The following is a 21,362-nucleotide window of genomic DNA, read 5'->3' on the forward strand; positions in this document are numbered from 1 at the left end:
ATTCTTCCTTGTCAGTATCTCAAATAACTTGCGCCTTTAGCGGGGTGCAAATGTAGTTTATTTATTTACATATTCAATCTTTTTTATTGCATTTTTCCCATCTTTTTTCTTATGCATTCCTAACTAATTGATATTGTTACAACTGCAGCACTTTACTTGGGAATTCTTTTTGCCACCGTTCTATTGCAGTGTTCTCTCTTTGAAAAAAGTCAATGAGTAATGCATTTCATTTAATTGTAAATTTTTATAGTGTAGCAACATTATCTTGTATTTACATCATCTGGACAGTACCAATGGTATATATTAATAATTAGGCTAAACTTTCTTTTTTAATACAAATTTTGAATATTGTGCAGGATTACTTTGTTCCTTATATATAGGTAGCAAAAGTTATTTTTTAAACTCCCCATTTTAGAATCACAAAAGAATTGAAAGATTACTATTTATTTATAAGCAATAATAACGGTCAGTATTATTAATTCAAAATTCTCATGCTAGCACTAAGAGTTGAAGTTTCAGATTGTTTATAATTTTTAATTTTATCATTCAACTTTAAAACGCGATCCAATTGTTTTTTTTGAATCGTATATCTGGTATAATATTTATACCATTCTTTTCCGATAAAAAAGGTTGTTACAGAAACCCCTGTCACTAAACCGACAACATAATTTGTAATGTCCATAATTTCTATATTTTTAATTTAAAAAGCATTTTCATCTCCTTTTAAGGTTACTATAATTGTTAAAAAGCAAATTTTAATGTCTGTAATTAAGCTCCATCCTTGTACATATTGAATGTCTGTGGTAACACGACGTTTCATATCAGATACATTTTTAGTTTCACCCCTAAGACCTTTAACCTGAGCTAGACCTGTAATTCCTGGTTTGACAAAATGACGAACCATAAAATTATTAATATGACAATTGTAATCAGAAGTATGCTTGATCATGTGAGGTCTAGGACCTACGACACTCATATTTCCTAACCACACATTAAAGAACTGAGGCATTTCATCTAAACTCGTGCGTCGTAAAAATTTACCAATCGGCGTTATTCTGCAATCTCCTTTTTGAGCTTGTATACTTTCGTCTGACCCATCGATATACATACTTCGAAATTTATAACAGCAAAAGGGCTCGTTTTTTTTACCTGTTCGTATTTGTTTAAATAGTACTGGTCCTTTACTTTGTTTCTTGATGAAAAATGCTAACAACGGATAAAGCCACGACATGATTAACACAATCACCAATGAACTAAAAACAATATCAAATACTCTTTTAATCAATCTGTTATAAGCATTTTGCAACGGCTCGAAACGAGGTTTAATCACATGAAAATGATTTACATGACTTGAATTAAAATGTTTTTTTGAAATTGATGAAAAATCAGGAACAAATTTTAAACGCATACAATGCTTATCGCCAAGCTCAAAAAAATAATTTAAATCTGAAATAAAATCTGGTTTTGAGACAATATATAATTCATTAATATTACTATTCGATGCACTATGAATCGCTTCTGAAAGTGCCAAACTAAAATCTTCATTATTTGTGTACGTCTCCGACGAATTTTCGTTAAGAATACCTATAAAATCTATAAAAAATGAATTACTTTCTAAATGAGAAGCCAATTCAATACTCGTTTTATTAAACCCCCAAATTGCAACTGTATACGATTTAAAAATACGTCCTTTAACTTTTTCTATTACAACTGTAAATACTATTCTAGATACCAAAAAATACAATAGCAAAAAACTCAATTGAAATAAGTTGGCCTTACTTCCTAAAAAGTATTCTACTTTATCCTGAAAAATAATAATATAAATATGCCATAGAATTCGCTGCATCAGAAAAGCACGCCAGCTATTTCTAAAAAAATATTCTAAACTAAAAAGAACATCTACTCGATACAATTGAAAATAAGCAACTGAAAATAGCCAACTTAAAACTGTAATGGGAATCATTTTGTCTTGAAACAAAGTATTCCATCCACTATTTTCTTTAATTGCAAAATTCAGAAATACTATAGTTCCAAGTAACATCGCGATCATGTCTGCCATTGCGCAGCAAATGATAGAGGTGAATTTGTGTCTATTTCGCATTTCTTAATCTTTTATATAAGTTGTAGAATAATGCTCCTTTCAAACTTCTTGTAAATCCAAAGAAAACATCTAATAAATCAGGAGTTCTCTTTGTAATAAGTAATTTTCCTGCTTCAGCTATGCAAACCATTATTGTTGCAAAACTTAAATTTTGTATTAGATTCACATTCTTACCAGGACATTTTATCCATGAATTCTTATGCTGTGTATATACTTCTAAAAAAAATCCTATACTTATAAAAGATATTGCTGTTCGCAAATTATAATATTGTTTATGCCACTTTAACAGCCACTTTGGTAAATATATTTGATTTACAAAACTAGGATCTGAAAGCCATGAAAAATAAAAAACAACGCAGATAACTAATAGCAGTAAAACTATTTGGGTAGACATTTTATATTATTTTATTTAGTAAATTCTTCTAATTTTGCTATATAATTATAGTATTTTAAAAGATTACGCTCTTTTAAACCAAGGTCTCTTTACATCTATCTCCTGATATTGATACGTATAATTTCGGCCATAGCCATATCCATAGGCCGTTTTCATATTTACTCCATTAATCAGAATACCTACATTTTTTAATTGTTCTTTTTTAATAAAATTGTCTACGCGAGCTAAACTGGTTTTATCTGTATAATCATATTTTACGACGAATACGGTGACATCTGCCAAATAGCTTAAATTAAGTGTATCAGACACCATCTGAATTGGCGCAGTATCTAGTATTATGTAATCATATATACTCTTTGCTTCTTCAATCAACGACTCAAAATTAGAATTAGTTATTAATTGAGTAGGATTTGGAGGAATTTCTCCAGAGAACAATACATCTAGATTCTTAGAGAAATTAGTACCCTTTTGCACAAGTCCTTTCCAATTTTCACTTTTGTTAGATAAGTAATCAGTTAGTCCTAACACATTTCTGTCAATCTTAAAATATTCATGCAGTTGAGGATTTCTTAAATCGACTCCAATAAGCAATACTTTTTTATTTTGATTACTAATAGATACTGCACTATGAAAGGCACAAAAAGATTTTCCTTCTCCTTGAATAGATGACGTAAACAGTATTGTACTTCCTTTATTTTCAGTTTTTCCAGGCACTAAATACGATATATTTGAGACTAAAGTACGAGTAGCTTCTGCTATAAAAGAACGAGAAGTAGCTGTGTTATCCAGTTTTTCAACTGTATCTACTTTCGGTATAAAACCTAGCAAAGGTATATTAGGAAGAATTTTTTGAACGTCTTCTTCATTGTGTATTTTAGTATCCAACCATAAGCTCACATACACTATTCCGAAAGGAAAAAGCAAACCAAAAAGCAAAGCACCCAACATAAAAGATTTAGGTTGTGGGAAAATTGCCGAATAGTTAGTCTCGGGTGCATTTAAAGTCTTTAAATTAGATTCTAAAATTGCACCATTTAGAACGGCTTCTTCTCTTTTCTGCAATAATGCGACATAAGTCTCTTCCTTCATATTCAAATTACTATTGATATTACCCAATATTTTATCTTTTGTTGGAATACTTTTCGCTTTTGAATTGGCAGTATATTGTTCTGATCTATTCACTCTAGTGGTTTGGTTTAGAAAATTTAAATAGCCTTCGAGTGTGTTTAATATTTCTTGTTTTTGCACTCTTAACTGCGTCATTACAGTAATATATGCAGGATTGTTTTTTTGTGCTCTTTGCAAAATCAACTCACTGTCCATAAGTCTTGCATTGTAATTTAAAAGCATTTGGTTTACTGTCGGCGCTTCTAGTTTATAATCAGTACCCAAAGTTGTTGTACCATTTGATCTTCGGATGTCATTAATTGCAAAATTAGTTAGTGCGATTTGCTTTTCATTTAATGAATAACTCTCGTTTTTCTGACTTCTATCGGCCGTTTTCTCAAGAATATAATTGTCCATTACTAGAATGTCATTATTCTGTAAAAACTTTTCTTTTACACTTTCAATAGAATCTTTCTCTTTAGTAAAGTTTTTGATTCTTTGATTTAAATAAGAAACCGTATTGGTATATAACTTTTGTTTGTTGATCACGATACTTTTATCCAACAAAACAATAATTTCATTTAAGATTTTTCTTGAACGAATAGGACTTGACCCGACATGATTTAAGTCAATTGTTCCTTTAGACTTTTCGTCAGATAAAACAATAAGTGATGCCTTTAGATTTTTTACAGCAATATCTATTGGTTCTAGAACGACTTTATACTGATTTTCGAAATAATAAGTGGGATTTTTTCTGGCTTTAGCAGACAACTTAATTGTAAATGGTAAACCTGCCAAATCTTCTTTTCCGTCATACCCATTAATCACAAAGCTTTTTTCTGTGTCTAAATCAGTTACAATAAATCCGTTTCCATCAACTTTGACTTCATAAGAGATTTGTGGTAGCGAATCTTTAGAAATAGTAGGTTTTATAATAAAAGGAACTTCAATTACAAACTTATTTTGAACGGTATATTCCTTTTGAAAGTAACTGATGTTTAAATTCAGATTTTTGACCACATTTGATAAAAATTCATTTGATGTGATTAGTCTAATTTCGTCTTCTAGGTTATCCTCTTTACTTTTTTGATCTGTACTTATCGTAATTATTTTAGTTTTATCTTCTTGTTTCTTATCAATAAAAATAGAAGCGGAAGTTTGATATGTTGTTGGCACCATTTTTATGTAAGCATAGGCAGCACCTATGCACAGAAGTACGCTACCTACAAACCAAGGCCAATATCTAAAATACTTTAAAAATTCTTTTTTAAAATCCATAACTATTTAATTAATTAGAAATTGTAGGGGCACAATCAAAATTTTCATTTTGACATTTACTATTCATTTTTTTTAAAATTGTTTTCTACTTTGTAAGCAATAAAATTACTGCCGTAAGAGAGATCGCTAATCCTAAAACCTGTAGCGGGTCTTTAATTACACCGCCACTATTTGCCTTTAACTTATTAGGTGTAACTACAATAACATCATTTTGTCTGATTCTAAAATCTGGATTAGACATCCATGACGCAGTAGTTAAATCAACATGATAAACCAGTCGCTTTCCTTCAAACTCTCTAATAATTTTAACATCTGTTCGAATTGCAGAGTACGTAAGATCTTTGGCCATTCCGATTGCGTCAAGCAAGCTTATTGACTCTTCAGTAAAAGAAAGAACACCAGGAGAGTTTACTTCGCCTAGAATGGTAAACTTATTATTGACAACTCGAACTTGAACCGTCGGATTTACTAAATATCCCTCATTTATAAGACGCTCTTTTATTTTACTTTCGACGTTAGCTGGAGTTAAACCACTAACTTTAATTTCGTTTAAAATTGGCATAGTGATATTTCCTTGCGGCGTAACTAAGTAGCCTGTCAACTTCATCATTTCAACTGATGTTTGTGACGTAAATGTTGCAGTACTATTATTAAAAGGCGCGGCGACTATCGGATTTAAATCACTAACGTCAATTTTTAAAATATCATTAGGTTGTACTTTTGTCGACGCATAATTTAAAGTAGAATTTGCGTAGGTATCTAAATCTTGCAAATACAGCATTTGTTTTCTAGTGGTACAGGATTGTAGCATAAATAAAAACAGTAAAATTAGTAGCAGTGAAAATTTTTTCATATCGGTTGAAGTATAAATTAGTAGTTTTAGTCTTTTGAAATTAGATTGAAGATTTTTAACTTTTTTCTCAATTATTGACGACGAACTAGTTATTATTTTTTTGATAATAAATTATAATTAATAAAAAATCTAGAGATGACTCAGCCTCTTTGGCTATTCTTCTGTACTTAATGCATTATGTATTGTCTTAAAGCAATAGTTTTTTTAAGAAAAACTGCTTGAACTGCACTTAAACCATGGTGTTTATAAATTTTGTAGTCTTCATGTAAAACATCAAAGGCACTTTTAATATCGGTACTCATTCCTCCCATTCTCATTTTTACGATGTACGAATTGATGTAACTCATATTAATTTTATATTTGTACAAATAGCGAAGCAAGAATTCGGTATCAGAAGCTATCTTAAAATCAAGACTGTAGGCGCCATTTTTCTCTATTACAGCTTTTTTTAAATAAACGGTTGGATGCAATGGAAGCCATCCTTTTTGTACTCTTTTGAGACTAAAAACACCACCAATTCTATCCCGAATTAAGCGTTCTTCAGCATCATTCGAGACATATACTCCGTCTCCATAAACTCCTTCAACACTTTTGTCTGCCTCGAAACGGGCTGCAATTCTGCTAATGGCCTTTTTGTCATAAAATTCGTCATCAGAGTGCATTAATCCAATTATATCGCCGGTAGCTAATTTTAATCCTTTGTTAATTGCATCATACATTCCTTTGTCTGGTTCCGATATAAATTGACTTATTTTATCTCGATAACACTCAATAATTTCTTTGGTTCCATCGGTAGAGTTACCATCAATAATTATATATTCAATATCATTATAATTTTGTTCTAGTACGCTATTTATAGCTTTTTCGATTGTATTTTTTCGATTGTAACAAACGGTTATTATAGTAATTCTCATAATTATAATTTTTTAAAGTAAACTGTTTCTCCAATCAGAGAATAAAACTAAAACAAAGAATGTTTTCTAAGAAATGTTTTCGATAAAGCACTGCTTTACTCGTTAAAAACACAAAAAGAGACACTTTAAACTTTTAGCGCGCAAGAAGTTGCGATCTCTATACCAAAATTGAGAAGAAAAAGGATAAATTAAGTTGGGATGTTTTTTCTGCGAGATTTTTATTCATTTAACAATAGCTTGTCAAAATAACTGATGGTTGTAAGTAAACCTTCTTGCAGTTGTATTTTAGGTTCCCAACCATTAAGTTTATCGCTCGCCAATGAAATATCAGGTTGTCTTTGTTTGGGATCATCTTGTGGTAAATCGAGATGGATTATTCTTGATTTAGAACTGGTTAATTTAATAATTACTTCAGCCAACTCGAGCATCGTAAATTCATTTGGGTTTCCTAAATTTACTGGTCCTAAAAATGTAGGCTCTGAACTCATCATTCTAATCATGCCTTCTACTAAATCATCAACGTGTTGAAACGATCGAGTTTGCAATCCATTTCCAAAAATTGTAATGTCTTTTCCTTGCAAAGCTTGCACAATAAAATTAGAAACTACTCTCCCATCGGCGGGATTCATATTGGGTCCGTAGGTATTAAAAATACGAACGATTTTAATGGCAACCTTATTCTGATTGTGATAATCCATAAATAAAGTCTCGGCGCAACGCTTTCCTTCATCATAACAAGAACGAATACCGATTGGATTAACATTTCCCCAATAATTTTCGGTTTGGGGATGAACCAACGGATCACCATATACTTCACTAGTACTCGCTTGCAATACTTTGGCATTGACCCGTTTTGCTAATCCTAAAACATTAATTGCTCCCATCACAGAAGTCTTTATTGTTTTTATTGGATTGTATTGATAATGTACCGGAGATGCTGGGCAAGCCAAATTATAAATTTCATCAACTTCTGCATAATAAGGCTCTGTGATATCGTGTCGCACCATTTCAAAATACGGATTATCAAGCAAATCAATAATATTAGATTTGGCTCCCGTAAAATAATTGTCTAAACAAATCACTTCGTTTCCTTCCTTTAATAATCGTTTGCACAAATGTGAACCTACAAATCCAGCGCCACCAGTAATCAATATTTTTTTCATTTTAATTCTGTTTGTTTTTTAGTGAATGAACTTTTGTTTGAATTTGAAAAAAGTAATGTGACTTGAAACGTGCCAAATAAAATCCTTCTTTACCATCTAAAAACCCCAGTTTAAAAAAATAAGCTCCTAAAAAATAAACTGCCGGTAGCAATCCTGTGGTAAGAAGTCCGTATTTAATTTTTTGGTTAAGGGATAACTGCTTGTTTTTTGATTGTTTAAGCTGTAAATACCGTTGCGCTTCCCAAGTTGAATAGGCATTGTGCTTGGCTATATAATGTTCTAAGTTTTTAAAATCTTTATGAATAACTTTCGATTTAATTACTCCCACATTGCCTTCTATAATGGGATGTTCGTGCACTTCCATATCCAAATGACTCCATAAATCCTCGTCAACTTTTTCATAAGCTCCTTTCGATTTTTTAAAGAGCGCTGACTTTTGAAACCCATAACCGTATTTAAGTTTTTTGCCCATAAAGTAGTTTTGAAACTGTATCGTGTAACCATTAAAATTCGGGTCTGTAATTTTATGTTCTACTTCAGAAACAAATGCTTCAGAAACAAATTCGTCAGCATCTAAAAATAAAATCCATTCGTGAAATAGCGTTGCATTTTGAAGCGCCCAATTCCGCTTTTTAGGGAATTTTCCATCCCATTGAAATTGTATTACTTCGGCACCCATATCTTTTGCAATTCTCGCAGTATCATCTGTACTACCAGAGTCTACGACAACTATTTGATCAAATCGTTTTAATTTATCCAGACAAGATGGTAAATTCAATGCTTCGTTCTTTACAGAAAGTATTACAGAAATTGGAATTTTATTCAAAACTTCTAGATTTAATAAGTTGAGCAGGATTTCCTCCTACGATAGTGTTTTTATCTACATTTTTAGTGACAACAGAACGCGCTGCAACAATTACATTATTATGAATATAAACGCCGGGACCAATAAAGGCATCAGCGGCAATCCAAACCCCGTTGCCAATAGTAATTGGCTTTAGAATTAACGGAAAGTCTTTTTTAGTATAATCATGAGTTGATGCACATAAATAGCTTTTTTGAGAAATTATCGTGTTTGCACCAATACTTACTTTTCCTTGATTATAACAATCCACTTTAGGACCTAAGCTTGAATTTTTACCTACCTCCAAATTCCAAGGAGCCCAAATCTGTACAGATGCATAAATATGAGACGACCACGCTAATTTTGCACCAAAACATTTTAAAACTAATATCCGCCATTTTTTAAATAGTCTAGAAACAAAAAGACGAAAGAAGAGTAGACGGACAATATTCCATATTAGTCTCGCCATTTTATTTCTCAAGCTAAAAGAATGGTTGTAGTGGGCTAGTTCCATTAATTATTTTTTAAATTTTCAGTGAGAATAGTGTGATACAAGTCGATTATTTTTTTTGAAACCACTTGTATTTCATATTTTTCTTCAACAAGTTTTCTTCCTTTCATACCCATATTTTTTAACTCTTCAATAGAAGTATTGATTACTTCTGCAATAGCTTTTTCTAAATTTAGAACTGACAACTCGATCCACCAACCACATTGATGCTTTTCTAAATCTTGCCAAGGAGTTCCTTGAGTTGTTACTACTGGAACGCCAACTGCTAAAGATTCGGCCACTACAATACCAAAATTCTCGCTGTGTGTGGGAAGTATCATAACATCGGCAGATCTTAGAAAGTTCCATTTGTCTTCTCCATATTTAACTCCTATAAATTGGACATTTTTTAACTCGGCGCATCTCAGCTTTAAAGTCGCGACATACTCTTCGTCTCCATTACCTGCAATTTCAAGCTTCCAATTTTTTGTGTCACAATTCCTCCACGCATCCAGTAAGATTTCAATGCCTTTCTTACGATGAATACGTGATAAAAAGACTATTTTTTGGTTTCCATAATCGCCTTTAATTAGTTTAACATCATTACAATTAATTCCATTTGGAATAGTGGAAACAGAATTTTTAAAACCCAAATCTCGAATAGTCTTAGCTTCCATTGGAGCAGTTGCATGAAGATATATAGCTCTTTTTATAGCTTTCTCTTGGTATAAAAAAAGTGCAAGTTTCTTTTTTAAAGAATTATTTGCTAAAATCCAAGGTTCAAGCATACCATGGGGAGAAATAATTACTTTGATACCTAACTGCTGAGCTGCTTTTTGAAAACCCCAGTTTTGTGGACTCCAAATTCCGTTAATATGTACAATATCTGGATTTTCATTTTTAAGGTAAATTTTAAATTCTTTACTCAAAGAAAACCAACGAAATATAGAAGTATTAAAGAATTTAATTGAAACACCATCAATCTTAATAGGATCTTTTGATATTCCTGTCGCAATGCTAAAAGAGATTTTTTCTTTTAATGCGTTACTGAGCAAACGCATATACTCTGTCGTTCCACCTGCGCTTTTATCAATAGATGCTATATAATGAATTACTTTCAATGGTATAGTTTATGTTTAAATTTTATATATCAATTCATTTAATATACAAAGCCGACTTCCCTATTAAAATATTTAAATTCTTTGCCCAACTCTTTAATTTCTTTAGCTGGATTACCACCATATAATCTATAAGGGATAATAAAATTTTTATTTAATAAGGAGTTTGCTCCTAATACACAACAATTCGGTAAAGATGCTCCTCCCAAAATAGTTGATGCTGTTCCTACAAAGCAGTAATCTCCGATAATTATAGAATGACTGTCTTGGATATTTAATTCGATATTAATGGAATGTGTCAATAATTGACTAGAATATCCTGCAATGGTTACAAAATTTCCAATTTGAATAACATTAGTACAATCAATATGATGATTTTTTGTAATTGCAGAATGTTGGCCAATTATTAAATGTGATTTACGATCATGCTGATGAAGAAAGTGCTTTGAAACCGTGTTAGTAGGAAATCCTGTAATCCAATTGCTTCGTCCTATACTAGAGTGCTGCCCTACCGTTATGAGATCTAAATGAACTGCCACATTAAAATGTCCAATAGTAGAATTCGAATTCATAATGAGTTTTTTCGGATAGATCCAAGAAAAACCAATTCTAGAAGATGGATGAATTTCGTATTTAAAACATTGTATTAGGACAAAACGCTTTAAGGACCATGGCAGTAAAATTGTTATTATCTTTAGGAATAGCATAGTGCATCAGTTTTTAAGTAATTTCACATATTGTCTCATAGTGTTATCAAAATCGAATCTTTTTGAGTTCTGATAACCGAGACTAATAATTTCATTTCTAAAAAGCTGATTATTTAATTTTAGAAATTGATTAATAAAATCAGTAGGACTATCTGGATCAGCATATAATGCGGCTTTTCCTCCGACTTCACTCATCATAGGAGCTTTACAAGTAGTTATAACAGGTGCGCCACAGGCTTGAGCTTCAATTATCGGCCAACCAAAACCTTCAGAATAAGATGGGAAGATCATAGCTTGACAATGAGAATAAAGTGCTATAATTTCCCTGTCACTAGGATTATTTATTTGTACGATTCTGTTGGAAATATTTAACTTTTGAATTAGTTCAAGCAATTCAGAATTTAATTTTTCCCCCGCAAAAATCACCAGTCCATCCCAGTCTTTTTGCAGTTCATAAATCATATAAATTAATAGCTTTCTATTTTTGCGCTCTAAATCAGAACCTACATGTAAAATAAGGTCTTTGTCTTTTAATAATTTAAATTTATTTAATAGTTTTTGAATTTCAACTTCTTCCAAAGGCGCAAATTTTTCAGATAAAGAATTATGAATGCATATCCAATTTTTACTGATATTAGGTTTACGATCAATTTGCTTTAATTGATTTAATGTGAATTCAGATACTGCTGCCAGCTTATTAGCACCAGATAGAGCCTTTAAAATTATTTTTTGTAAAAAAACACCAGATTTTGTAGTAGAACAATATGTATCACTAAAGCCGAGACCTGCTCTTATAGCTAAAACATCATGACAAGTTATTAGTGTCTTATTTTTTGGCAAAAAATAAAGATAAATCGCGTTGGAATGATCGCATATGTGATAACTAACTCGCTTACGTAAAATGAAGTTTGAAACTTGAATAATTAAAAGTTTAGTAGGAAATAAGATGAATTTATCAGTATATCCCAACCATTTCATTAAAATTATTTTATTAAAAGCAAAATTTATAAATACCTCATTGGGACGAATCACACTGACATGGAACTTAGATTTTTTATAGCCTTCTGCCATTAGCTCTTCAAAAATTTGCATGCTATATTGCTTATCACTTTTATAATTGCCAATTAGAACTATTTTCGCAGTCATAACGTATCTTTTTGCAATGGTATTCCTGTTTTTTTCATACTTGCTACAACAAAACCAGCCATAATTATTGAATAACCTAAAATGCTGGGCTGAGCCCACTGTCCTTGAAATATTGCAATACACGCAGCTCCACAAATAATAAAAGGCAATAATTTTTCTTCTTGTGGTAATCGTAAAGATTTTACCGCAATACTAATTGCTAAAAATATACGCAGTACCATTAACCCTCCACCAAAGATGATTCCTTGCTCACCTCCCAGTCGGCCAAACTCTGTTTCTGAAACTAAAAATTTGGTTTTACCCGTTAACATTTGCGCACCAGCGTTTGTTCCCATACCTAAATTTCCTGAAAACATAGGTTGATTAAATAAGTCAAGAATTGGTCGAACAAATTCATTTACTGCCCTTAAAAAAATGCTATCTGTGAAACCACCTCCTGTAGCATTATTCACACTATCAACTCGATCCATAAATACCTCCGTTCCTAAATTAAATAGAGTTGAATAACTTTGCAGAAGGGCAATTACCAAATAAAAAACTGTAGCACTAATTAGCAATTTAAATATCATCTTGCCGCTAGTAACGGATGCAATTATAGCAAACAATCCTACAATCGCAACGGCAACTACTGCTCCTCTGCTGATGGTTAAGGGCAAGGCAACAACTAAAGCAATTGTACTCAAATAAAGCAAGACTTTAGAACAAGAATCTTTGGATAGCCAAAAATAAAATACAAAAACAGAAGCCGCGGTATAAAAATTAGACAAACCAGAAATGAATGAAAATGTTCCAGGCGGCCTGCTGTATCCCATTGCGCCTGAGAACCCTGCGCTTCCCTCTCCTCCTACACCAATATTAATAAAAGCGGTCTGAGGGCTACTAAATTGAAAATAGACAACTATGGTCATGAAAATATTGAGAAGCAATAGAACTCTTCCTATTCTTAGTACATCCTCTTTTGAAAAAACTTGCCCAATTATAAAAATTAATGGAAAATGAAGTAACATAATTCTTGCTCCATAAAGACCAACAAAAAGATTAGCATGTCCAAAGGTTAGCGTAATTGCCAAGCTAAACAATGTAAAGATTAATCCGAAGATAACATACGAATTTACAAATTTCACATTTAAGTAAAATGCTCTAATGATTATATAAATCGCAATTGGATCGCGAACGACCAATAAAGGAGTCGCAAAAGTAGGTAAAACCCATTTGCGCAAAGCTCCCTCAAATATCCAAAGTAAAAAATAAGCCCAAATGGCTACTTTTAAAGACTTGTATGCGGGTTCAACTTCTAGTTCTGCAGTTATATTCATTTACTTAATTACTATAAAATCTTTAGTGAAGAAAGGGCATCAGTCATTTCTTGTCCATAAACTGACCATGGTCTCGTCTGTGCTTTTTTTTGAGCTGCAGTACCTAGTATTTCTAATAGTTCTGGTCTTTCAATTATCTTGGTTATCACTCTTTTGATCGCAATTGCTGAACCGGGTTTCACAATCCAACCATCTACCCCATCTCGTATTAAATCTGGACCTGCTGTACGATTTGTAGTAATTACAGGAACTCCTTGAGACATAGCTTCTGTAATAACCAAACCAAAACCCTCAAAGAGTGATGGAAAAACTAAAACATCATGCTGCTTCATACAATCTAAAACTTGATCGTGCGATAAAGATGGAATCCATTGGTGTTTTTCTAACGCGTTATTTAATGCACTACAATTATCGACTGACTTTTGTCCCACGATTGTTAATTCTACTGCATTGCGCATTCCTTCTACCGCCTCAAATAAATAAGAAAGTCCTTTTCGTTGTGAAAGGCCGCCTATAAACAAAACTTTGAGTTTTCGATTAGCCAGTGGCTCATATATTTTTTTCTGTCTAACTTTTGGAAAACCGTAAGGAATTACTTTTATTTCAGGTAAATTTCCCGGATAAGTTTCTAATGTTTTTTTTGTAAAAGTACTGGCTACAAAAATAATATCCGCTAAAGCCAATTCATGGTCTTTATTACTCAACTTTTTATAGGAGTCATTAAAACCTGTAAGCGTCTCTGCCCATTCTGGATTGAGGTCAAACTCTTTTTGCATTAGTAAACGAGCACTTCTCCAATAACCAATAGGTAAGTCATAAATACAATTCATACCTATTTTTTTTGCTTTTATAAATGTCGCTAGTGCGCCGTCTTCGTAAGCATAAACTGCTGTAGCACCTTTTTTTTGTTCACCAATCAAATTATTGGCGATCCATTTATCATGCTTTTGATACACCTTATCTATGCAAAAAAATCCTTTTTCATGCTTAACTAGAAATTGTAGATGAAATTTTGATGCAAGTAAACGTCCAAACTCAAAAAAGGATTTTGATTTTGTCAACAATTGCCATGTCGAATCTAATCTTCTTCGTTTTAGATCATTTAACTTTGAGTGCTTGCTTGCCTTATCTAATAATTGACCTTCAAAAATGGCAACACAGGTATAGATTTTATATAAAATTTTATTTCTAAGCAATCCATCAATTAACGCTTTAGCATTTTCATTTAATGTTGGATGTGAAAACAATATCATTTTAACCATGCGTTATTTGTTGCAAGAAATTCACAAGGATTATAATTTAATGTGGTAGTTCTATTTTTTCTAATTTCTTGAGCGGGATTACCAATTACTATGGAATAATCGGCAACATTTTTAGATACTACTGCACCTGCTCCTACAACTGCTCCTTTACCAACTGTCACTCCTGGCAATATAATGGCATTTGTCGCTATCCATGCGTAATCTCCAATTGATATAGGTGCTTTTTTGTGGCTCCAGAGAGAATCGGAAACATCGTGAGAAGCACTTAAAATAATTACTCCGTCATTTATACAAACATTTTTTCCAATGCTTACTTTATCATGTAGAGCAATTTCTACTTTACCTAAAGTAGAAAAATCACCAATTGATAAATTATCTTTTCGTCCTTTTATAGTAACAATTCCGATCTCGGCAGTGTGAGATATGCTAGCTCCATTCTTAATGAGCTTATTTCTTCTTCTATTATTCTGTATTAACTCAGAAAGCGTTAATAGCCTTTTTGCCCAACTCTTAAAGAAAGCTTTGCTAAATAATTTAAACTGAACTCGATTACTCCATAAGTACTTCAGACTCGCCATAGATATTATCTTTATTTTAATCCTTCTACAAATTTTAGTGCTACAGATTCTAAACTATTTTCATCTGACGCTATAAATTTTGTACTTATAAATTTAATTATAGATGCTTGATTTTCATACTCTGTTAAATTTAAAAACTTTTTTTGTCTAAAGTTTTTAGTTCTCCAATTTCTTGCAATACACAGAACAGGCAATTGATGTTCAAACATCGCAGCCAAGCTTCCACTTTTTTGATTTAATAGATAAGGTGTTGTAGAAATACCGTACTGACATTTTAACAGTAAATCGCTTATATCACTATCTGTGGCAAAACCTGTAACTTCAATGTCAATGTGATGTTCTAATAATACATTTTCCCATTCTGCGATAGCGCTCCCGCAATTACCAATAAAGAAAAATTTTACTCTTTTCTTTTTTTCAGATAATGAAAGCGCAAGTTTCAAATCGTTAAGAAATTTTTCTACAGGTGCCCCGTGATGAATATTACCGAAAATACAAAATCTCAGTTCTACTTCGTCTTTAGCTGTTTCTAGGCATGATTCTAAATTTTTAATAATATTGCTAAACAAAGGCAGTAATTGTGCATTATATCCTAACTCTGTTATTTTATAATGATACACATCAGTTTGAGTACTTAGTGCTACCTCCTTTTTAAATTTCAGAATTTTTAGAATTAAATTCTTTTGCAACAAACCAATACACTTACTTTTATAGGTATCATTTAAATCCATTCCAACCCATAGTTCATGAAGCATAATATGCCACTTATGATTTCCTTTAATTTTTTTTAAAAAAGAAGACAACCAAAATGGCAATCCTTTCGGATTAAAACTATAAGGAACAAATTGTAACGAAATCCAATCGGGTTCCAGTTCTCTCACCACACGTTGCGACCAAATAAGACGTTGTTGATTTTCAGTAGATATTGGAATTCTATGAACTACTACTATAGTTTCCTCTATCTCTTGATTTTCAGTGGTAAAAGAGATAACCTGTTGATCGCATAAAGATAAAATCTGAGCTTTATGACCAGATCTTATAAGGTTACCACATAGACGCCGTGTATAATCACCAACTCCATCTTTGCCCGCTTGAGCGGATCCACAGAGGAACAAAATATCCATATTTTAATTTAAATTAGTAAGAGAGATTAATGTTTTATTATGGTAGAGTTGCAGTTGCATACAACGTCTATAAAAAAACTTATGTTCAGATAAAAAAAAGAGTATTGCAATTTAGTTTTATTACAATTTTAGCTCTCCTTTAGCACAATGCTTATTAAAATTTAACTGTTAGTCTTTTTAAAAAATTTATTACAAATTAAGTCATAGAAATTGATGAAGGAAATCTCAAATAGATTTCGATTAGTCACACAAATGAATAGACCATTTAATTTTCGTCTTCCAACCATTTGTTGAATGAAAGCTTCTTTATTATTTTTGATGAATTTTTCAAATGTTTTTACAAGTATCTCCGAAGAATTTTTTTGGTTCTCCAAATAATTATAAATCCACTTTTCTAGCCCGATAAGAGCAACCCTTTTTAACTCTAGACTGCTTGTACTTGTAATATTGAATTGATTTTTTCGATATAAAAATACAGGACTGGAAGTGTAAGCGATACCTTTCTCTCCGCAAGCAATAAATGCAGAAACATAATCTGAAGCCCAAGCTAGTGGAAGTTTAAAAAAACCACCAACATTTAATAAAGAACTTTTTCTAAATACAAAATCTGAAATAAATTGTTCACTTCTTCCTTCCAGACAGTTCACAATGTAGTTATCTGTCTTTTCAAATTCAGGACAACAATTGCTTAAGCCAATTTCTTCTGAGTTTTCATTAATAATTTTAAGTCTACAATGAAATACATCTAATTCAGGATAACGATTGATCAATTTATCAAATTCATTTAAATATTCTGCTTCCAATTTATCATCATCACCCATTAAAATAAAAAAATCACCTTTAGCCAACCGCAAACATTTGTTCCAATTATCAATAACATTTTCCGCTCCTGTATTAACTTTATTTTCAAAGTATCTAATCCTTGGATCATCAAATTTTTCAACGATATCCAAAATTTCATCAGGAGAACAGTCGTTAACAATAATCAATTCAAAATCTTTGAATGTTTGTGATAGTATGCTAGTAATACATTCTTCAAGAAAACGACTCTTAAATGCTGGAATTCCAATCGAATATCTCATATAATTTGTTTGAACGATAAAGTTTTAAAAAAGTTTCTAAATAGTCTTCGGATTATTATTATTCAATTTTAAAATTTTGTAATATCCGTAGAGCACGTGCAACACCATTTGAACTATAGCAACAAGAATATTTAAGTATAAAATTCCTTTCAAATTCGATATATCAAAAATGAAACAACCTAAAATTATAGGGAACAAACTTGCCGAAATGGAAATATAGTAATGTAAAATCCATCCTCTACTTAAATAGAGCGATAGAGCCGAGCTCATTACCATTGTTATTGTTGTCCCTATTATTAATAGTACTAATTCAGTGTGTAAGCCTTGATAATTTTTTCCTAAAATCCAAAGTATTTGGTCTGAAAAAAAGTAAGTACAAGCAATTATACAAAGAGAAATTATTATAAAAAACGAGACAATTTTAGAATAATGTTGCAGTAGCTTTTCAGGCTGATTTTGTATTCTTGCAAATCTAGGAACAATTAGCGTTGTAAATACAACTAAAAGGAGATTCAAAATTGCGCTTATTCTTCCTAATGCTCCAATTTGCGCTAAAGATGCAGCATTTCCAAATATCGAAATTATCCAAGTTGATATTTGCCCTGAAAAACAGTAATAAACGAGACCTGGCAAACTTCTTTTAACAATTTTAGAAATTTCAATTTTAATTGCAGGATCTTCGCTCTGCGAAGAATCAGCAAATAATTTTGTGACTTTTTTTAATTGAAAATTTCCATAAATTCTTGCTAATCCTCCCGCTAAGATTGAAAGATATGCAAAAGGAAATATAAAAATTGTACCACTAACCAATAGCAATCTCCCTAAACTAACCGCTATCTGATTCTTTTGAAGCGGCAAAATACTTTGATTAAGTTTTAAGGGAATTTCAAGTAACGAGTCGGATAAAGCTGCGAAAAATGCAGGTATTATTGCTGATATTATCAGAAGAGAAATCAACAAACTAGCTCCATTATGCATTAATAAATAAAGTAAAACAGGTAGCGACACAATTAAACTTACAACACCAAATTTTTTACGCATTTGAAGTCCAGTAGATAATACTTTTCCTAAATTTTCCTTATCCTGCCAAACCTTTCCTCCTTGCGCCATTACTCCAGTCGAAATTCCTCCGTCTGACAGGATAGTCATTGCGCCCAACATTGTATTTGCTAAAGTATAGAAGGCATATTCCTGAACGGTTAACAAACGAATGATAAGTATTCCGCATAAAAAGCCAACAGCTTGCACAATCACCTGAGCGCTTCCTGTTACTGAAATTAACTTTCCCCAATTGAGTATAGTGTTATATTTAGGATGCTGTTTGAGCATAAAAACTTTATCTTTCAAGATATAAATTTCAAAGGAATTAAAATTAAAGTTTTTTGTAGGTACTGAAGAATCCCCCTTACGTTTTTAACAAATAACTTCGCTAATAGTATAGCAAGGTTTCTTTCGATTTTATCAATTACTCAAAATAATTTAAAGTGGTGTAACCACCCTCTTTTAAATACTGATCTTTTTTCATAAGTTTCAAATCAGATTGCATCATGTCTTTTACGATAGCAGCTAGATCGTATTTACATTTCCAACCTAATTTTGTTTTGGCTTTAGCAGGATTACCTATCAATAAATCTACTTCGGTAGGTCTAAAATATTTGGGATCTACTCCCAAAACCTCTTTACCCACTTCAACTTGATAATCAGGATTACTAGTCGATTTTACATAACCTTTCTCTTCTACGCCTATTCCTTTAAATTCTAATTCGATACCAACTGTGGAAAAACTCATACGCACAAATTCACGAACTGTAGTAGCTGTTCCTGTTGCAATTACCCAATCTTCTGGTTGATCCGCTTGTAAAATCATCCACATCATACGTACATAATCTTTCGCGTGTCCCCAATCTCTTTTCGCTTCTAGATTTCCTAAGTATAATTTATCTTGTAATCCCAATGCGATTCTCGATGTTGCTCTGGTAATTTTTCGCGTAACAAAAGTTTCTCCACGAATGGGTGATTCATGATTGAATAAAATTCCATTGCAAGCGTACATTCCGTATGCTTCTCGATAGTTTACCGTAATCCAATAGGCGTACATTTTCGCAACTGCGTATGGAGAACGCGGATAAAAAGGAGTAGTTTCAGATTGAGGTACTTCTTGTACTTTACCGTATAATTCTGAAGTTGATGCTTGATAAATACGAGTCTTTTTTTCTAATCCTAAAAAACGAACCGCTTCTAGAAGTCGTAGAGTTCCTAATCCATCAGCATTTCCTGTATATTCGGGAGTTTCAAATGATACAGCGACATGACTCATTGCTGCTAAATTATAAATTTCATCCGGCTGTATTTCTTGAATCAAACGTGTTAAATTTGTACTGTCTGTCATATCTCCATAATGCAAGATGAAATTCCTGTTTTCTACATGTGGATCTTGATACAAATGATCGATACGATCAGTGTTAAATGACGAAGTACGTCTTTTTAGTCCGTGTACCTTGTAGCCTTTTTTTAATAAAAATTCGCTTAAATAGGCACCGTCTTGGCCAGTTACGCCAGTAATAAGGGCGATTTTTTTCATACCATTTATTTTGTAATTGTGAAATACGACGAACTGGCCCCCAAGAATTTGTGGCGTTAAATCGTAAAAAAAATTAGAGTTTAGCTTTTAGCTTTTAGCTTAAAAATCTTCGGGTTACGATTAAGATAAAGACAAAATGTTAAAACTTATTTTGTTTGAAATCATCGATATTTTCCAGAAACCAACTGTAGGTCTTTTTTATTCCCTCTTCTAAATTAATTTTGTGTTTCCATCCTATATTATTCATCTTAGAAACGTCCATCAATTTTCTTGGTGTTCCGTCTGGCTTTGCATCATCCCAAATAATTTCTCCTGTATGACCTACAATTTTTTGAATTGTAGCAGCGAGTTTTTTAATGGTTAAATCTTCACCCGTTCCTACATTATATAAATGATATGGAAGTTGGTTTTCTAAAGCATAAACAACTGCAGCAGCCATATCATCTACAAATAAAAATTCTCTCATTGGAGTTCCAGTTCCCCACAGTGTTACCGTTGCATCTTTATTTTCTTTGGCTTCATGAAATTTACGAATCATAGCTGGTAAAACATGGGAACTGTTCAAGTCAAAATTATCATGAGTACCATATAAATTGGTTGGCATTAAACTCACAAAATCTTTTTTATATTGTTTGCGTATGGCTTCACATAATTTTACACCAGTAATTTTTGCTAAAGCATACCATTCGTTAGTTGGTTCTAAAGATCCCGTTAATAAGTACTCTTCCCTTAACGGTTGTGGCGCCAATTTTGGATAAATACAAGAACTACCTAAAAAAATAAATTTAGTTACTCCAAAGAGATGCGCTTCATTAATAAGATTATTTTGAATTTGCATGTTTTCCATCAAAAATTGATAAGGAAAATCATTATTCGCTTGGATACCTCCTACTTTTGCAGCAGCATCTATAATTACGTCCGGTTTTATCTTTTGTATGAATTTTCGAACTTCTTTTTGTCTTCGTAGATCTAATTCTCTGCTTGAAACTCCTACAAGATTACTGTATCCTCTTTCGGTCAAGGTTCTCCATATAGCACTTCCAACCATTCCGTTATGTCCAGCAATATATATTATAGAATTTTTATCAATCATTGTAAGCGTTCTTTATTTAAGAAGTGAAAAAATAAGCAATCGAATTTCCTCCAATACCCTTTTTTCTTTAATAGTACAAAATTTAATGAGATATAAAATACTTAAATTGGAAATTTAATTTAACTATAAATTTTAAAACTAAATTTAATCGCAAGAAGTAACGATCTTTTTTTTTGAAGTTTAACTGCTCCGAAAAATGAAAGAATTTAAA

At 32.0% G+C, this 21,362-nt stretch carries 20 protein-coding genes; all 20 read right to left on the reverse strand.

The features are described from left to right. Positions 1–475 precede the first annotated feature (475 nt). The 20 genes from AP058_RS05755 to AP058_RS05850 all read right to left on the reverse strand — a co-directional run bounded on the left by AP058_RS05755 (position 476) and on the right by AP058_RS05850 (position 21,151). Complete coding sequence (locus AP058_RS05755; protein ID WP_066307746.1) at positions 476–682, reverse strand: hypothetical protein; 207 nt, start codon at positions 680–682, stop codon at positions 476–478. Positions 683–700: 18 nt separating this feature from the next. Continuing rightward, positions 701–2,101: an exopolysaccharide biosynthesis polyprenyl glycosylphosphotransferase gene (locus AP058_RS05760; RefSeq protein ID WP_066307748.1), complete on the reverse strand. Its 1,401-nt coding sequence runs from the start codon at positions 2,099–2,101 to the stop codon at positions 701–703. Then, positions 2,091–2,495, reverse strand: coding sequence for a hypothetical protein (locus AP058_RS05765; protein WP_066307753.1), 405 nt, complete (start codon positions 2,493–2,495; stop codon positions 2,091–2,093). Before AP058_RS05765 ends, AP058_RS05760 begins: the two co-directional genes overlap by 11 nt. A 63-nt stretch (positions 2,496–2,558) precedes the next feature. Then, a complete protein-coding gene (locus tag AP058_RS05770) occupies positions 2,559–4,880 on the reverse strand; it encodes an exopolysaccharide transport family protein (protein ID WP_066307755.1) in 2,322 nt (773 codons plus the stop codon). Positions 4,881–4,965: 85 nt separating this feature from the next. Further along, on the reverse strand, positions 4,966–5,733 hold the full coding sequence (locus AP058_RS05775) for a polysaccharide biosynthesis/export family protein (RefSeq protein ID WP_066307757.1): 768 nt from the start codon (positions 5,731–5,733) through the stop codon (positions 4,966–4,968). A 167-nt stretch (positions 5,734–5,900) separates the two neighbouring features. After that, complete coding sequence (locus AP058_RS05780; RefSeq protein ID WP_066307763.1) at positions 5,901–6,647, reverse strand: glycosyltransferase family 2 protein; 747 nt, start codon at positions 6,645–6,647, stop codon at positions 5,901–5,903. Between the two features lie 218 nt (positions 6,648–6,865). Next, complete coding sequence (locus AP058_RS05785) at positions 6,866–7,810, reverse strand: UDP-glucuronic acid decarboxylase family protein (RefSeq protein WP_066307764.1); 945 nt, start codon at positions 7,808–7,810, stop codon at positions 6,866–6,868. A 1-nt stretch (position 7,811) separates the two neighbouring features. After that, a complete protein-coding gene (locus AP058_RS05790; protein WP_197413384.1) occupies positions 7,812–8,636 on the reverse strand; it encodes a glycosyltransferase family 2 protein in 825 nt (274 codons plus the stop codon). After that, positions 8,629–9,168, reverse strand: coding sequence for a transferase (locus AP058_RS05795; RefSeq protein ID WP_066307768.1), 540 nt, complete (start codon positions 9,166–9,168; stop codon positions 8,629–8,631). The genes AP058_RS05790 and AP058_RS05795 overlap by 8 nt, the downstream gene beginning before the upstream one ends. Continuing rightward, positions 9,168–10,265, reverse strand: coding sequence for a glycosyltransferase (locus AP058_RS05800; RefSeq protein ID WP_066307770.1), 1,098 nt, complete (start codon positions 10,263–10,265; stop codon positions 9,168–9,170). Before AP058_RS05800 ends, AP058_RS05795 begins: the two co-directional genes overlap by 1 nt. Before the next feature lie 38 nt (positions 10,266–10,303). Then, positions 10,304–10,834, reverse strand: coding sequence for an acyltransferase (locus AP058_RS05805; protein WP_231739572.1), 531 nt, complete (start codon positions 10,832–10,834; stop codon positions 10,304–10,306). A 141-nt stretch (positions 10,835–10,975) separates the two neighbouring features. Further along, positions 10,976–12,115 carry a glycosyltransferase family 1 protein gene (locus tag AP058_RS05810; protein WP_066307775.1) on the reverse strand — a complete coding sequence of 380 codons (1,140 nt, stop codon included), beginning with the start codon at positions 12,113–12,115 and terminating at the stop codon, positions 10,976–10,978. Further along, positions 12,112–13,431 (reverse strand): hypothetical protein, encoded by a 1,320-nt coding sequence (locus AP058_RS05815; protein WP_066307776.1) that lies wholly within the window; start codon positions 13,429–13,431, stop codon positions 12,112–12,114. Before AP058_RS05815 ends, AP058_RS05810 begins: the two co-directional genes overlap by 4 nt. Positions 13,432–13,442: 11 nt before the next feature. Further along, entirely contained in the window at positions 13,443–14,693 is a 1,251-nt protein-coding gene (locus AP058_RS05820) for a glycosyltransferase family 4 protein (RefSeq protein WP_082706591.1), read from the reverse strand. Continuing rightward, entirely contained in the window at positions 14,681–15,271 is a 591-nt protein-coding gene (locus tag AP058_RS17250; RefSeq protein WP_066307778.1) for an acetyltransferase, read from the reverse strand. Before AP058_RS17250 ends, AP058_RS05820 begins: the two co-directional genes overlap by 13 nt. A gap of 11 nt (positions 15,272–15,282) precedes the next feature. After that, on the reverse strand, positions 15,283–16,395 hold the full coding sequence (locus tag AP058_RS05830; RefSeq protein WP_066307781.1) for a glycosyltransferase: 1,113 nt from the start codon (positions 16,393–16,395) through the stop codon (positions 15,283–15,285). Positions 16,396–16,556: 161 nt separating this feature from the next. Then, the gene (locus AP058_RS05835) at positions 16,557–17,477 is read right to left on the reverse strand and encodes a glycosyltransferase (protein WP_066307784.1); all 921 of its coding nucleotides are present in this window, start codon (positions 17,475–17,477) and stop codon (positions 16,557–16,559) included. Positions 17,478–17,513: 36 nt separating this feature from the next. Beyond that, complete coding sequence (locus tag AP058_RS05840; protein ID WP_066307791.1) at positions 17,514–18,824, reverse strand: polysaccharide biosynthesis protein; 1,311 nt, start codon at positions 18,822–18,824, stop codon at positions 17,514–17,516. Positions 18,825–18,942: 118 nt separating this feature from the next. After that, complete coding sequence (gene gmd, locus AP058_RS05845) at positions 18,943–20,058, reverse strand: GDP-mannose 4,6-dehydratase (RefSeq protein ID WP_066307793.1); 1,116 nt, start codon at positions 20,056–20,058, stop codon at positions 18,943–18,945. A gap of 139 nt (positions 20,059–20,197) precedes the next feature. Continuing rightward, complete coding sequence (locus tag AP058_RS05850; RefSeq protein WP_066307796.1) at positions 20,198–21,151, reverse strand: GDP-L-fucose synthase; 954 nt, start codon at positions 21,149–21,151, stop codon at positions 20,198–20,200. Positions 21,152–21,362: the final 211 nt, after the last annotated feature.

Source organism: Flavobacterium sp. TAB 87, from assembly GCF_001529295.1.
GTDB lineage: Bacteria > Bacteroidota > Bacteroidia > Flavobacteriales > Flavobacteriaceae > Flavobacterium.

Bases quoted from the DNA above. Each gene is read 5' to 3' on its own strand.
- AP058_RS05795 (WP_066307768.1), bottom strand. From the start codon at position 9,168: ATGGAACTAGCCCACTACAACCATTCTTTTAGCTTGAGAAATAAAATG.
- AP058_RS05815 (WP_066307776.1), bottom strand. From the start codon at position 13,431: ATGAATATAACTGCAGAACTAGAAGTTGAACCCGCATACAAGTCTTTA.
- AP058_RS05765 (WP_066307753.1), bottom strand. From the start codon at position 2,495: ATGTCTACCCAAATAGTTTTACTGCTATTAGTTATCTGCGTTGTTTTT.
- AP058_RS05770 (WP_066307755.1), bottom strand. From the start codon at position 4,880: ATGGATTTTAAAAAAGAATTTTTAAAGTATTTTAGATATTGGCCTTGG.
- gmd (WP_066307793.1), bottom strand. From the start codon at position 20,058: ATGAAAAAAATCGCCCTTATTACTGGCGTAACTGGCCAAGACGGTGCC.
- AP058_RS05755 (WP_066307746.1), bottom strand. From the start codon at position 682: ATGGACATTACAAATTATGTTGTCGGTTTAGTGACAGGGGTTTCTGTA.
- AP058_RS17250 (WP_066307778.1), bottom strand. From the start codon at position 15,271: ATGGCGAGTCTGAAGTACTTATGGAGTAATCGAGTTCAGTTTAAATTA.
- AP058_RS05775 (WP_066307757.1), bottom strand. From the start codon at position 5,733: ATGAAAAAATTTTCACTGCTACTAATTTTACTGTTTTTATTTATGCTA.
- AP058_RS05820 (WP_082706591.1), bottom strand. From the start codon at position 14,693: ATGGTTAAAATGATATTGTTTTCACATCCAACATTAAATGAAAATGCT.
- AP058_RS05760 (WP_066307748.1), bottom strand. From the start codon at position 2,101: ATGCGAAATAGACACAAATTCACCTCTATCATTTGCTGCGCAATGGCA.
- AP058_RS05805 (WP_231739572.1), bottom strand. From the start codon at position 10,834: ATGAATTCGAATTCTACTATTGGACATTTTAATGTGGCAGTTCATTTA.
- AP058_RS05780 (WP_066307763.1), bottom strand. From the start codon at position 6,647: ATGAGAATTACTATAATAACCGTTTGTTACAATCGAAAAAATACAATC.
- AP058_RS05830 (WP_066307781.1), bottom strand. From the start codon at position 16,395: ATGGATATTTTGTTCCTCTGTGGATCCGCTCAAGCGGGCAAAGATGGA.
- AP058_RS05810 (WP_066307775.1), bottom strand. From the start codon at position 12,115: ATGACTGCGAAAATAGTTCTAATTGGCAATTATAAAAGTGATAAGCAA.
- AP058_RS05785 (WP_066307764.1), bottom strand. From the start codon at position 7,810: ATGAAAAAAATATTGATTACTGGTGGCGCTGGATTTGTAGGTTCACAT.
- AP058_RS05850 (WP_066307796.1), bottom strand. From the start codon at position 21,151: ATGATTGATAAAAATTCTATAATATATATTGCTGGACATAACGGAATG.
- AP058_RS05835 (WP_066307784.1), bottom strand. From the start codon at position 17,477: ATGAGATATTCGATTGGAATTCCAGCATTTAAGAGTCGTTTTCTTGAA.